The sequence below is a fragment of the Sphingomonas aliaeris genome, assembly GCF_016743815.1.
In the GTDB taxonomy this organism is placed as follows: Bacteria; Pseudomonadota; Alphaproteobacteria; order Sphingomonadales; family Sphingomonadaceae; genus Sphingomonas; species Sphingomonas aliaeris.
Genome location: NZ_CP061035.1, coordinates 3,591,349 through 3,607,580, shown reverse-complemented (window position 1 = coordinate 3,607,580; position 16,232 = coordinate 3,591,349). Strand labels below are relative to the sequence as shown.

At 63.7% G+C, this 16,232-nt stretch carries 12 protein-coding genes, 1 tRNA gene and 1 pseudogene; 9 read left to right on the top strand and 5 right to left on the bottom strand.

The window, feature by feature from the left end:
- Positions 1–23: 23 nt before the first annotated feature.
- The gene (locus H5J25_RS17090; RefSeq protein WP_202093156.1) at positions 24–1,199 is read right to left on the bottom strand and encodes a phospholipase D-like domain-containing protein; all 1,176 of its coding nucleotides are present in this window, start codon (positions 1,197–1,199) and stop codon (positions 24–26) included.
- A 115-nt stretch (positions 1,200–1,314) separates the two neighbouring features.
- Here H5J25_RS17090 and rpoZ point away from each other — a divergent pair, with 115 nt between their 5' ends.
- Positions 1,315–1,659, top strand: coding sequence for a DNA-directed RNA polymerase subunit omega (gene rpoZ / locus H5J25_RS17085; protein ID WP_202093154.1), 345 nt, complete (start codon positions 1,315–1,317; stop codon positions 1,657–1,659).
- 591 nt (positions 1,660–2,250) lie between these two features.
- Complete coding sequence (locus H5J25_RS20910) at positions 2,251–3,045, top strand: CatB-related O-acetyltransferase (RefSeq protein ID WP_225883208.1); 795 nt, start codon at positions 2,251–2,253, stop codon at positions 3,043–3,045.
- Between the two features lie 593 nt (positions 3,046–3,638).
- On the opposite strand, the gene H5J25_RS17075 is transcribed toward H5J25_RS20910, so the two are convergent.
- Both H5J25_RS17075 and H5J25_RS17070 read right to left on the bottom strand, forming a co-directional pair.
- Positions 3,639–4,310 (bottom strand): RlmE family RNA methyltransferase, encoded by a 672-nt coding sequence (locus H5J25_RS17075; RefSeq protein WP_202093152.1) that lies wholly within the window; start codon positions 4,308–4,310, stop codon positions 3,639–3,641.
- A complete protein-coding gene (locus H5J25_RS17070) occupies positions 4,307–5,461 on the bottom strand; it encodes a Ppx/GppA phosphatase family protein (RefSeq protein ID WP_225883207.1) in 1,155 nt (384 codons plus the stop codon). The genes H5J25_RS17075 and H5J25_RS17070 overlap by 4 nt, the downstream gene beginning before the upstream one ends.
- Positions 5,462–5,699: 238 nt before the next feature.
- Between H5J25_RS17070 and H5J25_RS17065 the strand changes: the two genes are divergently transcribed.
- Positions 5,700–5,773, top strand: a tRNA-Gln gene (locus H5J25_RS17065).
- Positions 5,774–5,940: 167 nt separating this feature from the next.
- Here H5J25_RS17065 and H5J25_RS17060 read toward each other — a convergent pair.
- Positions 5,941–7,212, bottom strand: coding sequence for an acyltransferase family protein (locus H5J25_RS17060; RefSeq protein WP_202093150.1), 1,272 nt, complete (start codon positions 7,210–7,212; stop codon positions 5,941–5,943).
- Positions 7,213–7,674: 462 nt separating this feature from the next.
- Between H5J25_RS17060 and H5J25_RS17055 the strand changes: the two genes are divergently transcribed.
- Both H5J25_RS17055 and H5J25_RS17050 read left to right on the top strand, forming a co-directional pair.
- The gene (locus H5J25_RS17055) at positions 7,675–8,865 is read left to right on the top strand and encodes an acyltransferase family protein (protein ID WP_225883206.1); all 1,191 of its coding nucleotides are present in this window, start codon (positions 7,675–7,677) and stop codon (positions 8,863–8,865) included.
- Between the two features lie 282 nt (positions 8,866–9,147).
- Positions 9,148–11,706, top strand: coding sequence for a sensor domain-containing protein (locus tag H5J25_RS17050; protein WP_202093147.1), 2,559 nt, complete (start codon positions 9,148–9,150; stop codon positions 11,704–11,706).
- A gap of 230 nt (positions 11,707–11,936) precedes the next feature.
- On the opposite strand, the gene H5J25_RS21460 is transcribed toward H5J25_RS17050, so the two are convergent.
- A complete protein-coding gene (locus tag H5J25_RS21460) occupies positions 11,937–12,284 on the bottom strand; it encodes a TlpA family protein disulfide reductase (protein WP_318781373.1) in 348 nt (115 codons plus the stop codon).
- 264 nt (positions 12,285–12,548) lie between these two features.
- Between H5J25_RS21460 and argH the strand changes: the two genes are divergently transcribed.
- From argH to H5J25_RS17025, 4 genes and pseudogenes are all read left to right on the top strand, one after another.
- Positions 12,549–13,913 carry an argininosuccinate lyase gene (argH, locus tag H5J25_RS17040; protein WP_202096455.1) on the top strand — a complete coding sequence of 455 codons (1,365 nt, stop codon included), beginning with the start codon at positions 12,549–12,551 and terminating at the stop codon, positions 13,911–13,913.
- Positions 13,914–13,915: 2 nt separating this feature from the next.
- The gene (locus H5J25_RS17035; protein ID WP_202093139.1) at positions 13,916–14,161 is read left to right on the top strand and encodes a hypothetical protein; all 246 of its coding nucleotides are present in this window, start codon (positions 13,916–13,918) and stop codon (positions 14,159–14,161) included.
- A pseudogene (lysA, locus tag H5J25_RS17030) lies at positions 14,161–15,425 on the top strand (diaminopimelate decarboxylase). The gene H5J25_RS17035 and the pseudogene lysA overlap by 1 nt, the downstream one beginning before the upstream one ends.
- Complete coding sequence (locus H5J25_RS17025; RefSeq protein ID WP_202093137.1) at positions 15,422–16,201, top strand: precorrin-2 dehydrogenase/sirohydrochlorin ferrochelatase family protein; 780 nt, start codon at positions 15,422–15,424, stop codon at positions 16,199–16,201. The pseudogene lysA and the gene H5J25_RS17025 overlap by 4 nt, the downstream one beginning before the upstream one ends.
- Positions 16,202–16,232: the final 31 nt, after the last annotated feature.

Here is a 16,232-nt window from a genome sequence, read left to right as displayed (position 1 = left end):
GCGGTCGGGGTGCAGGGGCTGGCCTAGAGCCGCTCACGCCCGAAATTCAGCCGCTTCGTCACGTTATAATCCAGCACCGCGATGACGAAATAGGCCGCGGCCTGTTTCGTCCGCCGCCAGAGCGTGGTGCGGGACTTGTACAGCGCCTTGGTGATCAGTTCCGACTGCGCGATTTCGCCCTCGACATAGGCACGGGCATGATCGGCGAACGCCGTGTCCTCGATCCGCAGCATGATTTCCAGGTTCAGGAACATCGACCGGATGTCGAAATTGGCGGAGCCCACATAGACGACCGAGTCGATCACGAAGAGCTTCGTGTGCAGCTTGGTCAGCAGATATTCGTAGATCTGCACGTTCTTGCGCAGCAGCCCGGCATAGGTGAAGCGCGACGCCCAGATCGCGGCGGCATGATCGTTCTTCGACGGCAGCACGATCCGCACCCGCCCGCGCTGCCCGACCTTGTCCAGCCGCCGCAACATCGCGGGATTGGGGGCGAAATAGCCCGCGATCAGATCGAACGTCCGCGCCCGCCGCAGGTCGGCACGCACCGCCTTGGCCCAGGGGCTCAGATGCCGCGTCGGCCCGCCGAGCAGCCAGCGCGTCTGTCCGTCATGCTGGCTCCACTGCGTCAACAGGCGGCGGAGCGCACGGATCGGCGCCTTGGGCGTGCGGATCCACGTCGCCAGCGTATCGAAATAGCCGGTGAGCGCCGCCGCCGACGGCCCCTCCACCAATAGCCCCAGGTCGCGCCACGCCTGTTCGGCGGGGGTGCCGAAATACGAATCCTGGATGTTGAATCCGCCGATGATCGCGCTGGCATCGGCCTGCTCGCCATCCGCCAGCGCCAGTTTCTGATGGTTGCGCAGCAGGTAGCGCCGCCCCAGTCGCGGTTCGAAGCGGCACACCGATGCGCCGGCCGCGACCAAAGGCTCGAAGAAATTCTCGGATGCGGCGGGGGCGCTGCCCATCCCGTCGACGATCACCGACACGCGCACCCCGCGCGCCGCCGCATCGATCATCGCCTGTCGCACCTTCACGCCGGCATCGTCGTCGACATAGATGTAATAGAGGATGCGGAGCGAGACGCGTGCGCCGTCGATCAGCGCGATCAACGCGGCCAGCCGGCGCGGGCCGGTGTCGATCATCGTCAACCGATCGCCATCGACCAGGAAGCTCGGCTGCGGGGGCGGTTCGGCCATCGTCCGGCTGTGGCGGCGGGCGGGGCCGCGCGCAAGCCGGATTTCTTGACTCCGGCGCCTGCGCGCCCTAGATCGCGGCGCTTCACCTATTGTCCGTTCACGAAGGAAGCCATTCATGGCGCGCGTCACCGTCGAAGATTGCGTCGACAAGATCCCCAACCGCTTCGATCTGGTCCTGCTGGCCGCACAACGCGCCCGCCAGATTTCCGGCGGCGCCGACCTGACGATCGACCGCGATCGCGACAAGAACCCCGTCGTCGCGTTGCGTGAGATCGCCGAGCAGACGGTCAAGCCGCCGCATTTGGAAGAAGCCGTGATTTCCGGCCTGCAGCGCGTCCAGGTGGATGACGAGGACGAAGCGGATGCCGTCGGCAACCTCGCCGCCTCGGCCGAAGCGCTTCGCCTCACGGCTGCCGCTCCGCCGCGGAACCAGAATCTGGGCGCGGATTACGACGGTTGAGGCAGGGGATTAGCGAACGCTAATCCACGTCGCGGCCGAAACCGCGGCCGGCGGGCACAGCCCGACCGGCGACGCGGCTTCGCCGCGGCGCAGCCCCAAACGCAAAGCCCGCGAGGTCGCCCCTCGCGGGCTTTTTCGTGTCTGCGGCTGATCAGTAATGTCTGGCCGCTGTCCCGGTCAGCCATGGCATACGCCCCGATCACACGACGGACGGCGGGCACGCACGCGCCGAAGTTCACACAAAGTCACACGGTATCGGGTCTGACGACGGCACGGATGACCGAAATTCACACAAGGTCACACGCTATGCGGCTTGAATGGGGCGCGGCCGGCGGGGGGGGCGGCGATGTCAAAGAGCAGCGGCAAGCGTAGCGGAATGCCGAGGTGTAGGACATCGTAGCGATCAAACTTGGTAGCGTCCAAACTTGGTGGAGATCGGACTGGCGCCTTTTGGGGAGGCGAGTGGCAATAGCTGACATTGCGCGGCTGACCTTCCCCAAAGGATCGAATTTTGGGAATAGTCGGGTTTGATGGAAGGCCGTCGCTAGACGATCTGTGGTCCGTTGCGTAGAGATCGAGATAATGTCGCCAATGTTCACATCCGTTCAAGATTTTAGCCAATCGCATAAAGTGCGAATCGGTGTAGACGTCGCATTCGGCTTTGCCGGGGCCAAGGAAACGCTGCTCGAGGCACCAGTCAGTATCCGCAACGGTATTTATGACGTCGATTTTGTCGGCGCCTACAGTTACATCGGTGGGCGAGAAACGTTAATTCGGCATGTATCTACGATCGGTCGGTTCTGTTCTATCGCCAGTAACGTCGTTTCAGGGCAGGTCGAACACCCAACCGATTTCCTGTCCGCATCACCTGTTTTGACCGGATTCGATGAATTCGGCGATTTAGATGATTTCTATAATGGCAACCGTCCAATGGTAGACAAGGCGATCGCCGCGCTCAGCACTTCAATGTCGAACAGGATCGAAAAGATCACTATCGGTAATGATGTCTGGATTGGCGAAGGTGTATTTATTCGACGTGGCGTAAAAATAGGCGATGGAGCAGTTATTGCTTCACGCTCAGTTGTCACAAAAGACGTTCCGCCATATGCAATCGTCGGTGGTGTTCCCGCTAAAGTTATCCGATTGCGGTTTGATTGCAAGGTAATCGACGCACTTATCGGACTTCAATGGTGGAACTATGGATTGTCGGCGATAAAGGGCGCGGACTTCACCGATGTCCATCAAGCGATACCTGTCATTGAGCGCAACATTGCGTCGGGTGATGCCCAGCTATACAGTGGAACGCTAATCAAAATTGGCGAAGATGGGCAAGCAACAGCCTGGCGCTACAGTCGCGAACAAAACGCCTTGCTTCCCCACGGCTGAATCTGGTTTTCAACGCTTTTCCCGGACGTTTTTAGATGCCCGCTGGTGAGCGCAGGCTGTCAATCTAAGTTTCTTGAAAACAAACGGGTTTTTTGGGAACGTCTTATTGGCTTGCAGAGTAAGCCCTATGCTCTTTGGGGACGCAGAAACAAGCGTGATATTATGAGAACCGCAGCAACGAGACCGGCGATCAGCATTACAGTCTGCGACGGCGAAGCCATTCGATTTTTCAAGAGCCAAAAGATCACAAACGCACCCGAGCCGATCCAAAGATTTTTCGGAATGATAAGCCGATCCTCACAGCCATTGTAGGCAAATGGCTTTCCAAGGCGCCACTGGGTCTTAAGAAATGGCACCGGTTTGCCACAGGTGGGACATCAGGGCGACAGAGAAAACATGCATGCAAAAGCTATCGATTATTTTGACGCTTGCAATAGCGTTGTAAGCGAATGCTGTGTTCTCTTCATCCCCGGCGTTCGTGGCGTAACGGCAGCCGAATAGCCCCGTCGCGGCGAAGCCGCGCCGTCGGTCGGGTGCTGCGCCCCGCCGGCCGGGGCTCGGTGCTCGCTGACGCTCGACGCGGAATAGCGTCGCTATTCCGCTCGCCGGCCCTTGAACCCCTGCGCGACCACGAACCATTCCACCGATCCCTTGCGGCTCGCCGGGGGCTTGGCGTGCTTCACGGTGGTGAAGTTGCGCTTCATCTCCGCGACCAGTTCGGGATCCGCGCCGCCCGCGAACACCTTGGCGACGAACGCGCCGCCGGGTTCCAGCACGTCGACCGCGAAGGCCAAGGCGGTCTCGACGAGGCCCATCGTGCGCAGCGCGTCCGTCTGCGGGTGGCCGACGGTGTTCGCGGCCATGTCGGACAGGACGAGATCGGGCGCGCCGCCCAGTTCGGCGATCAGCGCGTCGGGCGCCGCATCGTCCATGAAATCCATCAGCAGGATCGTGACGCCGTCGATCGGATCGACGGGCAACAGATCGATCCCGACGATCGCCGCCTTGGGCACCTGCCGCCGGACGACCTGGCTCCATCCGCCGGGCGCGAGGCCGAGATCGATCACGCGCCGTTTGCCGCGCAGGAAGCCGAAGCGTTCGTCAAGTTCGATCAGCTTGTACGCCGCGCGGCTACGATAGCCATCCGCCTTCGCGCGCCGGACGTACGGGTCGTTCAACTGCCGCTCCAGCCAGCGCGTCGATTGCGCGGTCCGCTTGCGCGCGGTCTTCACGCGGACGCGCAGTCCGCCCCCATCCTTGCTCACAACCGTTCCCTGTTCATCAATCGCCGCAGGATTCCCTCGCGGATACCGCGATCCGCCACGCCCAGCCGTTCCGCGGGCCACAGATCCATGATCGTCTCCAGGATCGCGCAGCCGGCGACCACCAGATCGGCGCGTTCGGTGCCGATACAGGGCAGGGTGGCGCGTTCCGACATCGCCATGCCCGACAGGTCGCGGCTGATGCGGCGCATCGAGGCGGCGGGAACGATCAGCCCGTCGACCTGGCTGCGGTCGTAATGCGACAGTTCCAGATGCACGCTGGCAAGCGTCGTCACCGTGCCACTCGTCCCCAGCAGGCGCGGGCGGACGATGTCGCGCGGCAGACGGCTGGCAAACCCGGCAAAGCTTTCCGCGACGATCTCGCGCATCCGGGCATAGGCGGCCAGCCGACCCTCGCGGTCCTGCGCATGGCCGATATGCTCCGTCAGCGAAACGACGCCCCACGGCGCGCTGTGCCAGTCGAGCACGCGCGGCACGGGGCCCTTCGTGTCCACCAGCACCAGTTCGGTCGATCCGCCCCCGATGTCGAAGATCAGGGCGGGATCGTCGCCCGGTTCGATCAGCACGTGGCAGCCGAGCACCGCCAGCCGCGCCTCTTCCTCGGCGGAGATGATGTCGAGATGGATGCCCGTCTCGGCCAAAGCGCGCGCGATGAAGTCCGGCCCGTTGGTCGCGCGGCGGCACGCCTCGGTCGCGACCGAGCGGGACAAGGTGACGTTGCGGCGCTTCAGCTTTTCCGCGCAGATCTTCAGCGCGGTCAGCGTCCGCTCGATCGCCGCATCGCTCAATCGCCCGGTCGAGGCGAGGCCTTCGCCCAGCCGCACGATACGCGAAAAGGCATCGACCACCGCAAAGCCATCCGCCTGCGGACGGGCGATCAGCAGGCGGCAATTGTTGGTGCCGAGATCCAGTGCGGCGAAATGTTGCGCCGCGGGCCAGCGCCCGCGCGGCCGTTCACCGTCCTTGCCGCCGGCCTTGCTGCCGTCCCTGACGGACGCCTTGGGCCGTTCGGGCGCGTTCGTCTTGTCGCGCGCCGGAGCGGCGGGCGTCTTGCCGGAAACCGGCGCCGAACGGGCAGGGGGTCCGCTGGACGATCCCGGCCGGTACGGCATTCTGGGCGAATGATCCCCCATGCCGTCTATACTCGCAATTCTGTTCTGCCGTCGCGGGGCCGCAGGTGGCGATCCCGTCCGGTGCTTGAAGGCTTAGGTAGCGTAACGACAGGCGACCGGCAAGCATCCGGCCCGGCGTACCGGCTGGCCCCCGCGTCGTGCCTGATCGACCGTCCTCCTCCTTCACGCCGCCATCCGCTCGCGTCGCACATGCGGTTGACACGCCCCGGCACCGCGCCTATTCGCAGCCCCCCGCTGATGCCCCGTCGTCTAATGGTAAGACTGCGGTTTCTGATACCGCCTATTGAGGTTCGAATCCTCACGGGGCATCCAGCGCTACGAACACTTCGGCAGATCGCACCGGTTCAAACGGGTTCCGGCGAGACGGCTGTGATGTCCAGAACAGCATAATTACCCGAACGACAGGGATCGGAGACAGGCGGTGCCTGTTGCCGTTACCTTCCGTCGCTCGATGAAAGCTGGCGCGCCGACGACGCGAATCAGCGGGAATTGCACGTACGGCGCATCTTCCCGGTAACCGTCGGCTTGGCGTACCGCCCGGGGTCACGGATTGACCCTGGACGTTCGCCTACTCTCTCGGCCCGGAAGCAGGGACGACGCCGTCCGGTCCAGCTGCGGGTGCGCCGACTTTCGACGCTTCCACCCCTTCGACACCCCTGACCCTCGCGACGAAGGAGAGATCGTTTGCGGAGTGCCAGAACCGGTTTCTCGATGACATGCCAGGAGAACATCGAGAACAGGATGATGACTGGCAGTGCCAGGCCCAATTGCAACAATGGGTCTCGAACCGAGGGAAAGAGCGCGACCATGGTTTGCTGCACTGGCATACCGTAAAGGTACACGCCGTAAGAATAGTCCCCATGGTGGAATACCGGCAACGTGGGGAGATCCGTCGCCCCCAGAAAGGCGGTGATATAGGCAAGCGGAAGCGCAAGAATGCATGCCAGTGCCGGGTAGCTCATCCATTTTGCCGGCCCAATGGCTGCAACGACGACGCATATCCCGACCGCGGCGGCAAAGAGAATGGCACTATAGGGAATACGATGACGATACAGGTACATCGTGATGCCGAGCAGAAACCCCACGTAAAGTCGCGAACCGCGACCGACGAACAGGAAATCGAGAACTCGCCCTACAAAGCCCAGCGATTTGAACGCCCCGGCTTCGCCTATGAACCCGGCCGCGATGATGAACACGATCGCCATCAGCACCACTGAAGGACGACGCAGAAATCCGGTGATCATCAAGGCCGACATGATGGCATAGCAGACGAATTCGTGAGGCACGGTCCAGAGCGACCAATTCACGACACTTACCGGATTCGATAGAAAAACGCCGGGCAGATGGAAATTCATCTTGCCGACGATGTTCGTGAAATAGCTCGCCGTCCCGGGATCACGGAAATATTCGCCAAGGGTCAGCGTGGTGAAGAGCGGACCGAGGACGAGGGCCGAAAGGGCAATCTCAACCCCCAGGGCCGGGAAAATGCGCAGCCCACGGTTGATCAGGAAATCGTGCAGCTTAAGCCGCTGAGCGCTGCCGGAGATGAGAAACCCGCTGAGTGAGAAGAACATCACCAGCATTCCGTACCCGAAGATCCAGGCGAAAGGCGTCCCGTCGCCCCATACCGGGTTCCTCGCCACGCCGAAAGAATGCCAAACTACGATCCCGACTGCCAAAGCCACGCGCAGAAAGTCGAACCCGGGACCCATCCCGCGTCGCGCATCGAGTTTGTCGCCGATCGTTTGCATTGCCGCCCCGCTTCGTTGCGCGCCCCCATCGCGCCCACACGGCTGCTATCTCCTATATGAGTTAAATGGCAATACATTAGTGCGGCACCGTATGACGGCAGCGCTTTTCGTAGTTTTCGATAGCGCACCGGTTTGCCTTTGGGCGTTTTTGGCGGGCATAGAAGTCGCTGGATTGCACGCTGAAGGCTCACAGGATACGCTTGGCGATGGTCTTCATCAGGAGCGCGTTCGCTGCCGGCCGACGTTTTTCGGACTGGTTTGCGAACAAAGGCGGGGCGGAGGCTTGCGTACGGAGAAGAAGGTCTAAAAGACCTGGCAAGGAACCTGTGCGCGGCGCGATGTGTGGGTGGTCGTGACTAAGCGTGGGCGGGGCTGCCCCGCCGACGGTTTCGTAACGCTTGCATAGTAGGTGCAGGCAACGCACCCGGGGCCGAATGGACGGCTGTATCGGAACTGAGATTTATGGACCGCGTCAAAGCTCATCGTTACGGTGCCCTGGACAGCCTTCGAGGTGTCTGCGCATGCATGATCGTGCTGCTGCATTTTCGAACCTTGGGCACAATCGGTGGCTTGCCGTTCGTTCAAAATGCCTTCCTGTTCGTCGATTTCTTTTTCGTGCTCAGCGGGTTCGTGATCGCCGCGAGCTATGGGGAGAAACTGCAGGCCGGGTTTTCGATCGTCCGTTTCATGGGGCTGCGGCTCGGACGTATCTACCCACTTCACATCTTCGTCCTGGGCATCTTTTTATTGTTCGAGATAGCCACGATGGGCGTTGCGCGGAATACATCCCATCAGCCGTTCGCCGGAAACTACAGCCTAGAGCTTTTGTTGGCGAACATGGCGCTTGTCCAAACGTTCGTCGGACCGGAAGGCGCCTCATGGAACATGCCCGCGTGGAGCATCGCCGTGGAGGTATGGACCTACCTCGTCTTCGCGATTAGCTTCCGGTACCTCGGGCGCTTCATCGTGCCGACGGCGATCGCGCTGGTATTGGGTTGCTCGCTCTATCTCGTGTTCGCGACCGATCGCTATCTCAACGTCTTCCATGACGGCGCGTTCGCACGGTGCCTTATCGGCTTTTCTATCGGGGTGATAACGTACCACGCCCACCGACGTCTCCAACTCGAACCGCCACGACCGTTCGCTTCGGCTATCGAGATCGCGGTGGTGGTCGCGGTGACGGGAATGGTCAGCGTCGCGGGAATGGGCGCCTTGTCGCTGCTATTGCCTCCCCTATTCGGCGTTGCGATTTTCGTCTTTGCCACACAGTCCGGCATTATAAGCAAACTTCTTCTGGCTCCTGTGCCGCGTTATCTGGGCAAGATATCCTATTCGATCTATCTGGTTCACCTTTTCATCGTGTACCGATTTTTCAATATGCTTGAGGTCGTGCAACGTAAACTCGGAATCACCGGCCTCGTTACCTCCGTCAACGGCGAAGATTTGGCAGGCCCAACGCCTTTGTGGGGCGATCTGCTTTCGATTACGATGCTGGTCACCGTCATCGCGGTCGCTTCTTTTACCTATTCGTATGTTGAGCGCCCGGCCAACGAATGGTCCCGCCGAAAGCTTCTCGGCAGACGGGAGAAAGGCGTTCCGACAGGGCTTTTGGGCGCGGAAATGCCTGCAACCGAAGGCCGTCCGCGAATATAGCAAACGTGTAACATCGTACTGCGATGTAAGTCGGATAGTGCCGAAACCGCGTTGCTGCGCGGGTTGTGGGACTATTCGACAATCGACGTGGCCATTACACTCCATCAACCACAGTTGAAAATTTGCCGTTCATGCTATAGAGCCATGTCGTGCGCCGGCAACGAAGTTTGTGAGCCGGTTTTAAAAGAAACCAAAATGGGTTAGTTAGGTTTCCTTAAATCGTCGCAACTAGTTACATCGCGCCGGGCCTGAAAATCCGCATGTCCGGGGGGAGATGGAATTTTGGATCGAAGCGCGGAAGCCGGCCTGCTCGGTGCATCGGGGACGATACCCCTGTGCGAACGCGCGGCGACTTCGATCGCGCGCGAGGCCTACGCCCTTTTAAGCCAACCGAACCGGATCGCGCTGGACGATATGCTCAGCCGTGCCGGGATCGGCATCCTGCACCGCGATCTCGATCTGCGGGTCCTGTCGGTCAACGACTATTTCTGCGAGATGGTCGGGCGCAGCAAGGATGAGCTGTGTTGCCTGCCGATGGCGGCGTTCAGTCATCCGGACGATCTGGCGTGGAATGCCGCGCTACACGACGCGAATTTCAGCCGCGCGACCTCGTTCCAGATCGAGAAGCGCTATGTGAATCTTCAGGGCAAGATCACCTGGTGCGATGTGCACGTCTCGTTCGTGTGCGACGCCGACGGGCAGGTCACGTCGACCCTCGTCGTGGCGAAGGACATCACCGCGCGGCGGCTCGCGGAACAGGATCTGCGCGAAAACGAGGAGCATAACCGGCATTTCGCGGAACTGAGCGCGCAGATCACCTGGACCGCACTGCCGAGCGGCGGGATCGATGCCGTCAGCCCGCGCTGGGCGGACGTGACGGGCAGCGATCCGGAAGAAGCCTTTGGCGAGCAGTGGCTGGACAAGCTTCATCCCGATGACAAGCCGGAGACGATCGCGTCCTGGCGGTTTTCCACCGAAACCGGATCCCCCGTCGATGTGGAATACCGGCTGGAGACGTCGCTCGGCCAGTATCGCTGGTTCCGCGCGCGCGCCGCACCACGCGTCGACGAGGCCGGAGCGGTGGTGCGCTGGTACGGTACGCTGGAGGATATCCACGATCGCAAGATCGCCGAATGCGCATTGCGGGACAGCGAGGAACGCTTCCGCTTCGCTGCTCAGGCTGCGGGGCTCGGCATCTGGGACTATGACGCGCGGCATGACCGGCGCGACTGGTCGGACGAATTCAAGCGGATGCTGGGCCTGCCGCGCGATGCCACGGTGTCGCTGGAGGCGGCGATGGCGATGGTCGTGCCGGAAGATCGCCACCTGTTGCAGGCTTTGGTCGATGCGGTGCGCGCCGGGGATGGCGATGCCCGGTTCGAGATCACCGTGCGTATCCACCGGGCGGATACCGGCGAACAGCGCTGGATGAAGACCGGTGGCTGGCGGATCGATGCCCCGTCCGGCCGGCTGGAGCGCGTGCTCGTCACGATCCGCGACGTGACGGAGGAGCGGTCGGTCGAGGATCGCGTCCGCTGGGCCGCGGAACACGACATGATGACCGGACTGCCCAACCGCGCTGCCTTCGGCGACCGGCTGGAAGCGGCGATCCAGCGCGCGACGCAGAACAAGACGACGATCGCGTTGATCCTGTTCGACGTCGATCATCTGAAGGAAACGAACGACACGATCGGACACGATGCCGGCGACGTGCTGCTCAAGACGTTGGCGTCGCGTTTGCGCGATGCACTCGGCCCGGATTGCATGATCGCGCGACTGGGCGGCGACGAATTCGCGGCGGTGATCGAAACGATCGATGCGGATGCCGCGGCGGACCGCGTGCAGGTCGCGCTCAAGACGTTGCGCGAACCCTTCACGCATGACGGCCGCATCCTGGATTGCCAGGCGACGGCGGGCGCTTCGTTGTTTCCCGTGCATGGTGAAGTCGCCGCGGAACTGCTCAAGTCGGCGGACATCGCGTTATATGCGGCGAAAGCGCGCAATCGCGGCATATTGCTGACGTTCCGCCCCGAAATGCGTGCCGACCTGCAGCGTCGATCCTCGATGATCAGCGTCGCGCGGGATTCCGCGCGCGATGGCCGGATCATTCCGTTCTACCAGCCGAAAGTGCGGCTCGGCAGCAATGCGATCTGCGGGTTCGAGGCGCTGTTGCGCTGGCAGCATCCCCGGCTCGGTCCGCAATTGCCCGGCACGATCTCGGCCGCGTTCGAGGATCTGGATCTCGCGGTCGCGCTCAACGAACGCATGCTCGACCATATCACGCGCGATATGCGCGATTGGCTCGACGCGGGGCTCGATTTCGGGCGGATCGCGGTCAACATCTCGCCCGCCGAATTCCGCCACGACTCGCTCGTGTCACGCGTGCTGGATCGGCTGCACCGCACCGGAATCCCGACATCACGGTTGGAACTGGAAGTGACGGAAACGGTGTTCGTCGGACGCGATGCGGAATCGGTCGCGCAGGCGCTGGAGACGTTCAGCCGCGAAGGCGTGAAGATCGCGCTGGACGATTTCGGCACCGGCTATGCATCGCTCACGCATTTGAAGGCGTTTCCGGTCGACGTCATCAAGATCGACCGCAGTTTCGTCAGCAATCTCGACAATAACAGCGGCGACGCGGCGATCATCGACGCGGTCGTCGGCCTCGGCCACCGCCTGTCGATGGAGGTCGTCGCGGAAGGCGTCGAGACGGAGGCACAGGCGCGCTACCTGCTCGCGCAGGGGTGCGATTATGGTCAGGGCTGGCTGTTCGGCCACCCCGCGCCGGCGGCGGACGTGCGGACGATGCTAGTCGACGCGTCGCGTAGTCTGGCGGGGTAGGGGCGGCCGGGCCGGCGTTCAGAGCGGCGTCTCAAATACATCGTCATTCCCGCGCAGGCGGGAATCCATAGTGGCTGTCGTGCGTGAGACATGACCACACGGTGTGGGTTATAGATTCCCGCCTGCGCGGGAGTGACGACTTTGAGAAGTGTCGCCCGGCGTTGGTGAGTCGCGGACGGCGGCGGCAGGTGCTTAGACAGGCTCAGCACGAACGTAACGGGGGGCCCCTGTTACGTTGCCTCCGCCAGCAAAGCGGTCGCCTTGTCCGACGTCCAGTCCATCCCGCCGGTCACGCGCCACACTTCCTTGCCAGCGGAATCGTACAGGATGCTGGTCGGCAGGCTCGTTTGATAGGTGGTGCTGAGCGCGACCGCGGTGTCGAGATACGGCTTGATGTTCTTCAGGCCGGCTTTCGCCATATAGGGCGCGACCTTCGTCGTGCCGTCCAAATCCTGCGACACCGCGACGACCGTCATCCGCCCGGCCAGGACGTCCAGCGTGGGCATCTCCTTCAGGCAGGGGGCGCACCATGTCGCCCACAGATTAACCAGCACGGGCTTGCCCTTGAACGCGGCAATATTCGTCTGCTTGCCGTCCGGTGCGGCGAAGGAGACGGCGGGGGGGGGGCCTCGCCCTTGTGGCTGCGGTCGATCGGGCCGGCGGCCTCGTCGGGCGCGGTGGCATTGTCCTGCGGGGCGGCGGCGTCGGCGGCGTTGGTCGCCGCTGCTCGCCCGCGCGAGTCTTGCCCGTTGCCGGAGTCTTGCCTATCGCACGCGGCGAGGCAGCCGAGCAGCAGGAGCGGTACGATCGTCGATCGGAAAGACATGAACGCATCCAATACGATGTGGGGTGGGCGCTTCGCGGAAGGGCCCGCTGCGGTGATGCGCGAGATAAATGCCTCGATCCCGTTCGACAAGCGATTGTGGCGGCAGGACATCGCCGGGTCGCTGGCGCATGTGAAGATGCTGGGCGACAGCGGCATCGTCTCGGCGGAGGATGCGGCGGCGATCTCGGCCGGGTTGGAGCGCGTCGCGACGGATTACGAGGCGAACGGCGTCGCGGAGGATCTGACGCTCGAAGACATCCATATGCAGACCGAGGCGAAGCTGGCCGACATGATCGGTCCGGTCGCCGGCCGGCTGCACACCGCGCGCAGCCGCAACGATCAGGTCGCAACCGATTTCCGCCTGTGGGTGCGCGATGCGATCGATCAGGCGGATGCCGCGCTCGCCCGGTTTCAGCAGGCGTTGCTGACGCGTGCGGAAGAGCATGCCGACAGCGTGATGCCCGGCTTCACGCATCTGCAAAGCGCGCAGCCGGTGACGCTCGGGCATCACCTGATGGCGTATCACGAGATGATCGCGCGCGACCGCAGCCGCTTCGTCGATGCCCGCGCGCGCGCCAACCTGTGTCCCTTGGGGTCTGCGGCGCTCGCCGGAACCGGCTTCCCGATCGATCGCGAGTCGACTGCCCGCGCGCTCGGCTTCGACGGGCCGACGCGCAACTCGCTGGACGGCGTCAGCGACCGTGACTTCGCGATCGAATATCTCACCGCCGCGACGCAGACCGCGTTGCACCTCAGCCGGCTGGCGGAGGAATTCATCTTGTGGGCGTCGCAACCGTTCGGGTTCGTGTCCCTGAGCGACCAATGGTCCACCGGCAGCTCGATCATGCCGCAGAAGCGCAATCCCGACGCGGCCGAACTGGTGCGTGGGCATAGCGGGCGGATCATGGGTTGCCTGACGTCGCTGATGGTGACGATGAAGGGCCTGCCCCTCGCCTATTCGAAGGACATGCAGGACGACAAGCCGCCGGTGTTCGAGGCGCACGACCTGCTCGGCCTGTCGATCGCGGCGATGACCGGGATGGTCGAAAGCGCGACGTTCCGCACCCCCCGGATGCGCGCGGCGGCGGAGGCGGGCTTCTCCACCGCGACCGATCTGGCCGACTGGCTGGTGCGCGAGGGCGGCATCCCGTTCCGCGAGGCGCATCACATCACCGGCAGCGCGGTGAAGCGCGCCGAGGATCTGGGCGTCGCGCTCGACAAGGTGCCGCTTGCCGACCTGCAAGCAATCGATGCGCGAATCGACGAACGCGTCTATGGCGTGCTCAGCGTCGATGCCTCGGTCGCTAGCCGGGTGAGTTTCGGCGGCACCGCGCCGGCGCGGGTGCGCGCTGCGATCGCCGCTGCGCGAGAAGGATCGTGACGATGAAAGCTGCCTTGCCCATCCTCGCACTGGCCGCGCTTGCGCTCGGCGGGTGCGGCGCGTCGACCGGCCTGTCGCCGGCCAAGGGCGACAAACTGCCCGTCGCGCCCTACGGCGCCACCGCGACGCCGACGCCGAACCAATTGCTGACGCCCGACAGCCAGGCGCGGCCGCAGCGCAGCGACGAACTGCTGACCCAGTCGCAGGAACGTCGCAGCGACGAATTCGACCTGCCGCCGTCACGCTGATGGACTATTTTCACACCCAGAACGGTGCCTTGCACTGCGAACAGGTCGACCTGACCCGCATCGCGGAAGAGGTCGGCACGCCCGTCTACGTCTATTCCACCGCGACGTTGCGACGCCACGCGCAGGTCTTTCGTGACGGATTGAAGGCCGCAGGCCGAGTCCATCTCGCGTTCGCGATCAAGGCCAATCCCAACCTCGCCGTGCTGCGCGTCCTGGCGCAGGAAGGCTATGGCGCGGACGTCGTTTCGGGGGGGAAATGCGCCGCGCGCTCGCCGCTGGCATCCCCGCCGAAGACATCGTCTTTTCGGGCGTCGGCAAGACGCGCGCCGAATTGTCCGCCGCGCTGGATGCCGGAATCGGCCAGTTTAACCTCGAACTGGAAGAGGAAGGCGAAGTCCTCGCCGCGATGGCGCATGCCCGGGGCCTGCGCGCGCCGTGCACGCTGCGCGTCAATCCGGACGTCGATGCCGGGACGCATGCCAAGATCTCCACCGGCCGCAAGGAGAACAAGTTCGGCGTGCCGATCGCGCAGGCGGTCGAGATGTACGGACGCCTCGCCGAACTGGATGGCATGTCGTTGCGCGGCATCGCGATCCATATCGGCAGCCAGTTGCTCGATCTGGGGCCGCTCGAGGCCGCCTATGCCCGTATCGGCGAACTGATCGCGGAACTGCGCAAGTTCGGCCATTTTATCAGCCGCGTCGATCTGGGCGGTGGTCTGGGTGTCACCTACAAGGCGGGCGACGTGCCGCCGAGTCCGGCCGAATATGGCGCGATGGTCGCGCGCGTGACGAAGGACTGGGACGTCGAACTGATGTTCGAACCGGGCCGCGTGCTCGTCGCCAATGCCGGCGTGCTGCTGACGAAAGTGATCTGGGTGAAGCCCGGCGCGGTCAACCCGTATGTCATCGTCGATGCGGCGATGAACGATCTCGCGCGGCCGGCGATGTACGATGCGTGGCACGATTTCGCCGCCGTCCACCCGTCCGGCGCGCGGATGACCGCCAACATCGCCGGGCCGGTGTGCGAGACTGGCGACACGTTCGCGATGGGCCGCGACATCGACCTCGTCTCGTCGGACGATCTTGCCGTGTTCCGCTCCGCCGGGGCGTATGGCGCGACGATGGCGAGTACCTATAACAGCCGTGCGCTGGTGCCCGAAGTGCTGGTCGATGGCGATCGCTATGCCGTGGTCGCCGACCGCATCCATCCGGAAACGATCCTCGCGGCCGAACGCGTGCCGGAGTGGCTCAAGCCGGAATGACGCTGCACAGCCTGCCCGTGTTCGTGCGGCTCGCCGGGCGAGGCGTGATCCTGCTCGGCGATGGCGAACCGGCCGAGGCGAAGCGGCGGCTGCTGGTGCGTGCGGGCGCGGTGATCGGCGGCGAGGAAAGCGACGCGCGGCTCGCGATCGTCGCGATCGAGGACGAGACGATGGCGCTGGCGGCGATCGCCCGGCTGAAGGCGCGGGGCGTGCTGGTCAATGCCGTCGACCGCCCCGATCTGTGCGACTTCACCCTTCCCGCGATCGTCGACCGCGATCCGGTGCTGGTCGCGATCGGCACCGGCGGCGCGTCGGCGGGGCTGGCGGCGGCGCTGCGCCAACGGCTCGAGACATTGCTGCCCGCCACGCTCGGACAGTTGGCGCGCGACCTGTTCGACGCCCGCCCGCGGCTGCGCGAACATTACCCCGAAGGCGGCGCCCGCCGCCGGGCGCTGGGCGCGGGGATGCGCAGCGGCGGATGGCTCGACCCTATGAACGGCGATGCCTCGGTCGCAAGGTGGTTCGAAACGCAAGGGGCGGTCGACGACGCTCTGGTCGAGATCCGATTGACCTCGGCCGATCCCGACGACCTGACGTTGCGACAGGCGCGTCTGCTGGGGCAGGCCGACCGCCTGTATCACCGCGCGGACGTGCCCACGGCGATCCTGGATCGCGCACGTGCGGACGCCGAGCGCTTCGAATGCGATGTCGCGCCTGCCGAGCCGGGGCCGGGTCTGTCGATCGATCTCGGGTTCGGGGAGCGTAGGACCGGGTAAAGCTCGTCCTGCCCCCCGCGTTCGTGCTGAG